Source organism: Eudoraea sp., from assembly GCF_049665975.1.
Lineage (GTDB): Bacteria > Bacteroidota > Bacteroidia > Flavobacteriales > Flavobacteriaceae > Eudoraea.
On sequence record NZ_JBATGR010000472.1, the window covers coordinates 1 to 1,803 of the forward strand.

Genomic DNA, 1,803 nt, shown 5'->3' on the forward strand with positions numbered 1-1,803 from the left:
TTAATAGCCTCTTTATATTTTGAAACTTCTAAAATCTCAAATTTATCCGATTGCAAGGTATTTAATCCGAATAATGTTTTAAATAATGACATTGTTATTTCTCTATAAATAATTAATAAAATTTCGGTAGGAAAGGGAATGACCAAAAAATAACTTGGCCATTCCCGTAACAATCAACCAAAACAAATTTCTACAACATGGTAGTCGGACATATATAATCCGATTTTTCAACCTTTGTTTTTTTGATTTCATCAAAACCATCTGAGACATCAACGAAATCTTCCCAACCTCTCTGCATTAAGATAGATGCAGCGATCATACTTCTGTAACCTCCTTCACAATACAGCACAAAGGGTTTATCTTTTGGAAATTGTGAAAGATGCTGATTTAATTCATTTAAAGGAATATTAATCGCTCCAATAACATGTTCAGAATCAAATTCACTTTTTTTCCTTATATCAAAGGCAAGTGGTCCTTCCCCAAAATATGCCTTTTCAAACTGATTGGCCGTGATTCTCTTAATTCTTTCAACTTGCTTCCTCGCTTTTTGCCAACTCTCAAATCCACCATCTAAGAAACCAATAGTATGGTCATAACCAACTCTTGAAAGTCTGGTAATAGCTTCTTCTTCTTTATCGGGATAGGTTATTAACAAAATTTCCTGTTGTATATCTGGTATCATTTCTCCAACCCATTGAGCGAAATTGCCATCAAGACCTATACTTATACTATTGGGAATATGTCCTTTTGCAAAGTCTTCGGGTTTACGCGTGTCCAACATTAGGGCATTTGTTTCATTCGCAACAACTTCAAAGGCATTTGGCGACAAAGGCTTTTCCCCTCTTTCTCTTACAATGTCGAGACTCTCATACCCCTTAATATTCAGTAAAACATTTTGTGGAAAATAGCCAGGAGGTGCTGTTAAGCCAGTAAGAAGTTCCTTTATAAATTCATCCTTGGTCATATCAGGCCTCAGTGCATAATTTACTTTTTTCTGATGCCCAAGAGTGTCAGTTGTTTCCTTACTCATCATTTTTCCGCAAGCGGAACCTGCCCCATGATTGGGGTAAACAATCAAATTATCATTTAATGGCATGATTTTATTCCGAAGTGAATCAAATAAATGTCCTGCCAGTTTTTCCTCAGTAAGTTCTGAAACTACATGCTGGGCAAGATCCGGTCTGCCAACATCTCCAATAAATAATGTATCACCAGTTATTAGACCGTGTTCTCTTCCATTCTCATCAATTAACAAATAAGTAGTACTCTCCATAGTATGCCCGGGAGTGTGAATTACTTTAACCTGATAATCCCCTATTTTAAAAATCTGATTATCCTTTGCAACCGTAGCTTCATATCCAGGTTTAGCAGTTGGGCCAAATACAATTTCTGCACCGGTCTTTTTCTTTAGATCTAAATGACCACTTACAAAATCGGCATGAAAATGTGTTTCAAAAACATACTTTATTGTTGCTTTATCCTTCTTTGCCCTTATAATATATGGCTCTACCTCCCTTAATGGATCAAATATTGCGGCTTCACCTTTACTCTCCAAATAATATGCAGCATGAGCCAAACAACCTGTATAAATCTGTTCGATTTTCATTTTTTTGATTTTTGAAATTTTGTCGTATTTGCTAACATAAAAGTATTAAGCAAATAACACTTGTAAGGTAACTTAGGTTACAAAGCTCACTTTTTGCCAACCAAAAAAAAATGACTTTTATCATTGTCCGCTGCAATAGCCCCAAAAAGTTCCTTTTTACCACAATGCTATTTTAGATGAAATAAAGATTATATCTA

Annotated in this window: 1 protein-coding gene; it reads right to left on the minus strand. The window is 35.1% G+C overall.

All coding sequences use genetic code 11. From position 1 onward, the window contains the following. Positions 1 to 190: 190 nt before the first annotated feature. Positions 191 to 1,606, minus strand: a complete 1,416-nt coding sequence (locus WBN20_RS15285; RefSeq protein WP_424282303.1) for an MBL fold metallo-hydrolase — start codon at positions 1,604 to 1,606, stop codon at positions 191 to 193. Between the last annotated feature and the right edge of the window lie 197 nt (positions 1,607 to 1,803).